Raw genomic sequence first — 5028 nt, 5'->3', positions numbered from 1 at the left:
AAAAGCCCTTGGTTTACTTTTATTAATAAATCATTGTCTTTTAGCTTCAGGGCTATTTTATTTGCTTTATTTAAATATTTTTTTCCTTTAGTATATTCTAAAATAATTCCGTTGGTATTCCCAATGGCTCTATATGCTAATACTTGTTTTTCTAATAAATGATTTGTTTCGGCAATGTTTCGTGCTTCATAAAGTGTTTTTATAGTGTTTTCTAGATCGTTAAACTCTCGGTACACCTCCGATTTTTGAATCATGATATCACAATAAGCCGTATAATTTTTAGTTTCTAAATAATATTCTGATTTTTTGCGAGCATAGTTCAATGCTTTTATCAAGTTATTTTTTTCTATATAATAAGACACAGAATCTGTTTTGGTTTTCTTCCTCAAACTTTGGGATTGAAAACCAAAACAAAACTGACTAGTAATTAAAAAAAGTAAGATTACTAGTAGTAGGTCTGCATTTTTTTTAAAGACCAACGTTAACAGTAGGTTTTTTAATTATTACTCCGGAGTATTTGTATTGCTCGAAATTGGCTAGAAGTTTGTTGCTAAGGATCGGTGCGGTTTCTTTACAACCTACAAAAGTGGTAGAGGGTTGGATTTCTCCAGGATTTAGTTTTATGTCTATTTTGTAACTCGTAGCTGAAGCCGTAAGGACATAAAAACAATTGTCTGGAATTTCGAAACAAATTTCAAAATCGTAAGCGTTTACTTTGTTAAAAGAAAATAATCCTAGCATGTCATAGGTCATAATATTTAGTGTTTAATTGGTTATTAAGTTATGTTTTGCAGCAAAAATGACAAGTCCAACGGAGCTTTTTACATTTAGCTTTTTCATTAAATTTTTTCGATGTGTTTCTACCGTGTTTACACTAATGTTTAGTAAATCGCTAATGTATTTTCCGCTTCTTTCTTGGCTAATTAAGTTTAAGATTTCTAATTCTCTAGCGGTTATGCTAGAAATTAAATCTTCAGGATTTAATGCCTGATTGTGGTCGTTATTATTTCCAGTATAAATATTAAATATTTTATCTTTTATAGCATCGGAAAAATATTGGTTTCCATACGCAACTGTCGTTATTGCATCTATAATACTTTCACCAGCACATTGTTTTGTGAGATAACCACTAGCGCCTAACTTTATAACTTCCTTTATTAGTTTTGCATCATCATAACTAGACAAAATAATGACTTTGCAAGTAAATCCTGCATCGTTCATTTCTCGTAATACTTGTATGCCGTCTTTTTCGGGCATATTTATATCCATAATAAGAATATCGGCTTTATTTCTCGCTACTCTATCTACGAGCCCTTCTCCGTTTAGAGAGAATCCAACCACTTCAAAATCTGAATTGGTTTTAAGTACAGCTAGTATACCATCTATAAGTACTTGATGGTCATCTGCTAAATGTATTTTTATTTTATTTTCCATTTTGATATTAATGTTTTCAAATGTATACGATTATAAAGTTACATGAAATACCTAAAATTAGTGATTTTTATCTAACTAAATTCAGTTAGATGAAAAAATATTATTCTCCGTAATATCTACTAAAAAAGGGTTAAGGTTAAAAACCCGAGATAATTCGAAATATCCAAATCTCAATTCATAATCAAAAATAATATAATTGATTTAAAACAAACAGTCATAAAACAAAAAATCCGTCTCAATTTCTTGAAACGGATTTTTCTCGCACTAATAAACTAAGATGAAAGGTTTATCTCAATCGATCCACAGATTTTACGAGATCTTCGTCTTTCTTGATGGCTTTATTGGCCAAAACCAATAAAAAGATAGCAACAATAGGAAGAAACATCCCAATACCCTTCTCCGAAACCGTAGTCCCTCCAGATACAGTTAGTGTACGATACACAAATAATCCTAGTAAAATTAAGTTTAATATTATATTCAATCTGTTCATCACAAATTGCTGTTGTCTTTTTTTAAACGAAAGTAAACTAACTAATGATAAGGCAGTACTTAATCCAAATATAGCAGTATACTTTATATCACTCATAAAATAAATTGTTTCGCCATTTTCTAATTTCCATAAATGAAAAACAAAAGGAACCGCACCAGTTATTATAAAGGCAAGTAATAAATAGATACTTTGTAATCTTTGAATCATTGTAAAATCTTATATTATAAACACAAAAATATATTTTCTTTTTATAAAAAACTATTGTTTACTCAAAAAAAAAGCGTAATATTGCCTTAAGAATCCGTAAGCACTTCATACTTCGGAAAATAAGATTCAAAAAAAATCATTCGCATTTTATCCCAAATAATTAATTCACACATCATTTTATGTTTGATATTTCTGTTTTAAAAGAAATGAAGCTCACCGAGCTACAAGAAATTGCTAAAGTTGCTAAAATAGCAAAATTCAAGACGCTAAAAAAAGACGAGCTTGTTTACCAAATATTAGATTACCAAGCAGCAAACCCCGAAAAAATTGCTCCAATTGCACTAGAAACTACTCCTGTAGTTGACGAAAAACCAAAAAGAGCTAGAATTGCCGAACCTAAAGTAGCAAAAACGATTACGCCAAAAGCAGTTGTAACGCCACCAGTTCAGCAAGAAATAATTTCTTTTGAAGAAGCAAAAACGGAAACAACTCCAGAATTAGAAAAACCAGTTGTTGAAGCATTACAAAAACAACGTCCGCCAAAAGTAATTCGTTTTACAAAAGACGAAAATAATGTGACCAAAGTGGATAATTCACATAGAAATAAAAAAATAGCAAAACCTGCTGTAATTGCACCTACAAATACAGACGAGATAGCTTCGGAAACACCAGAAAATACAGAGGCAATTCAAAAAGTAAAGCCTGTAAATCCGAATCAAAATCAAAAAAATCCACACGAGCGAAAGCGAACTGACGAAGTAAACCAAAATCCAAACGCAAAACATAAAAATAATTTTAGAGAACCAGATTATGAGTTCGAAGGAATTATAGAAAGTGAAGGCGTACTAGAAATGATGCCCGATGGTTACGGTTTCTTGCGTTCATCAGATTATAATTATTTGGCTTCGCCCGATGATATTTATTTATCGACTTCGCAAGTACGTTTGTTTGGATTAAAAACGGGAGATACTGTAAAAGGTGTAGTTCGTCCTCCAAAAGAAGGAGAAAAATATTTTCCTTTAGTAAAAGTTTTGAAAATAAACGGACATGATCCGCAAGTAGTTCGTGACAGAGTTTCTTTCGAACACTTAACACCAATATTTCCAACAGAAAAATTCCGATTGGCCGAAAAAGGAAGTTCAATTTCTACTCGTATTATCGATTTGTTTTCTCCAATAGGAAAAGGACAACGTGGTATGATTGTAGCGCAACCAAAAACGGGTAAAACCATGTTGCTTAAGGAAATTGCCAATGCCATTGCAGCCAATCATCCAGAAGTATATTTAATCGTTTTATTAATAGACGAACGCCCAGAAGAAGTTACCGACATGCAACGTAGTGTGCGTGGAGAAGTAGTGGCTTCTACCTTTGATAGAGAACCGCAAGAACACGTAAAAATAGCCAATATAGTATTAGAAAAAGCAAAACGTTTGGTCGAATGTGGTCACGATGTAGTGATACTTTTAGATTCAATTACACGTTTGGCAAGAGCTTACAATACCGTACAACCAGCATCAGGAAAAGTATTAAGTGGAGGTGTAGATGCTAATGCATTACAAAAACCAAAACGTTTCTTCGGAGCAGCTCGTAATGTAGAAAACGGAGGTTCGTTAAGTATTATCGCAACAGCACTTACAGAAACTGGTTCTAAAATGGACGAAGTAATCTTCGAAGAATTTAAAGGAACTGGTAATATGGAATTACAATTGGATCGTAAAATTGCAAATCGTCGTATTTTCCCGGCTATCGATTTAACGTCATCAAGTACACGTCGTGATGATTTGTTGCTCGACGAAAAAACAATACAACGCATGTGGATTATGCGTAAATACCTTGCCGATATGAATCCTGTAGAAGCAATGGAATTTATAAATGACCGATTTAAGAAAACCAGAAACAACGAAGAGTTTTTGATTTCGATGAATGATTAAGATAAAAAATCCCATCTAATTTTAGATGGGATTTTTTTTATTTGTGCGTGACCTCTTTCGTTCCTCTCTCGGTCGGGCTATCCGTTGCAATCCTTTTATACCTGACAGGTTTTCAAAACCTGTCAGGTATAAAAGGATTTCCAATACTATCCCTCACGCAAAACTATCTCGTAAAAACCAATGTATTTCCAATCGACAAATTAGCGTCAAAAGAATAACCTTCATAATTAAAACCTTTCAAGCTTTCTAATGTTTCAATATCGTTATCAATAATATATCGAACCATCAACCCACGAGCTTTTTTAGCAAAAAATGAAATCATTTTTAGTTTTCCGTCTTTATAATCTTTAAATTCTGGTGTGATTACAGGAACTTTTAGTTTTTTTGTATCAATAACCAAAAAATATTCGTTACTCGCCAAATTGATGAATAATTCGTTCTTTTTTAGTTCTTTATTTAAGGCATTTGTTAGTGTTTCTTTCCAAAAATTATATAAGTTTTTATGTTCTCCAATAGGTAATTGCGTTCCCATTTCCAATCGATAGGCTTGTATTAAATCTAATGGTTTTAAAATTCCGTATTGTCCAGAAAGTATACGAAGTTTGTTTTGTAAAACCGGAATTTTTTCTTCAGGAATAGAGTAGGAGTCAAGACCGTGATAAACTTCGCCGTTGAAAGTGTAAATGGCTGGACGAGCATTTTCGGTTGTAAATGGTGTTTTGAATGCTTTATTTCGTTGCCAATTCAGCTGTGCTAAATTATCCGAAATATGCATTAATTCTGATAAATCTTTTGGTTTTAGTTTTTTTAAAACCGAAACTATTTCTTTGGTATGTTTTAAATAAACTGGTTTTGTGAACTGATTATTTGTTAAAGTTTTTTCAAAATCTAACGATTTGGCTGGCGATATTACTATTTTCATGAAGAAGCTTAATTTTATTGTAACAAATATATTAAAGTTTCTAT

Annotated in this window: 6 protein-coding genes; 1 reads left to right on the top strand and 5 read right to left on the bottom strand. The window is 32.0% G+C overall.

Translation table 11 applies throughout. The annotated features are described in order from the left end of the window. The 4 genes from ACH2BG_RS00340 to ACH2BG_RS00325 all read right to left on the bottom strand — a co-directional run. Positions 1-389 (bottom strand): hypothetical protein (locus ACH2BG_RS00340; RefSeq protein ID WP_395045754.1); only part of this gene is annotated, 389 nt, incomplete at its 3' end. A gap of 79 nt (positions 390-468) precedes the next feature. Then, positions 469-753, bottom strand: a complete 285-nt coding sequence (locus ACH2BG_RS00335) for a hypothetical protein (protein ID WP_395045753.1) — start codon at positions 751-753, stop codon at positions 469-471. Positions 754-765: 12 nt separating this feature from the next. Beyond that, entirely contained in the window at positions 766-1434 is a 669-nt protein-coding gene (locus ACH2BG_RS00330; RefSeq protein ID WP_395045752.1) for a response regulator, read from the bottom strand. 286 nt (positions 1435-1720) lie between these two features. Continuing rightward, positions 1721-2131 carry a DUF4293 domain-containing protein gene (locus tag ACH2BG_RS00325; RefSeq protein ID WP_395045751.1) on the bottom strand — a complete coding sequence of 137 codons (411 nt, stop codon included), beginning with the start codon at positions 2129-2131 and terminating at the stop codon, positions 1721-1723. Positions 2132-2310: 179 nt separating this feature from the next. Here ACH2BG_RS00325 and rho point away from each other — a divergent pair, with 179 nt between their 5' ends. Continuing rightward, the gene (rho, locus tag ACH2BG_RS00320) at positions 2311-4062 is read left to right on the top strand and encodes a transcription termination factor Rho (RefSeq protein WP_395045750.1); all 1752 of its coding nucleotides are present in this window, start codon (positions 2311-2313) and stop codon (positions 4060-4062) included. Between the two features lie 163 nt (positions 4063-4225). On the opposite strand, the gene yaaA is transcribed toward rho, so the two are convergent. After that, positions 4226-4984: a peroxide stress protein YaaA gene (gene yaaA, locus ACH2BG_RS00315; RefSeq protein WP_395045749.1), complete on the bottom strand. Its 759-nt coding sequence runs from the start codon at positions 4982-4984 to the stop codon at positions 4226-4228. Positions 4985-5028 lie beyond the last annotated feature (44 nt).

Source organism: Flavobacterium sp. (genome assembly GCF_043779715.1).
Lineage (GTDB): Bacteria > Bacteroidota > Bacteroidia > Flavobacteriales > Flavobacteriaceae > Flavobacterium.
The sequence above is the reverse complement of the archived record's forward strand: the minus strand, read 5'-3'. Positions and strand labels throughout refer to the sequence as shown.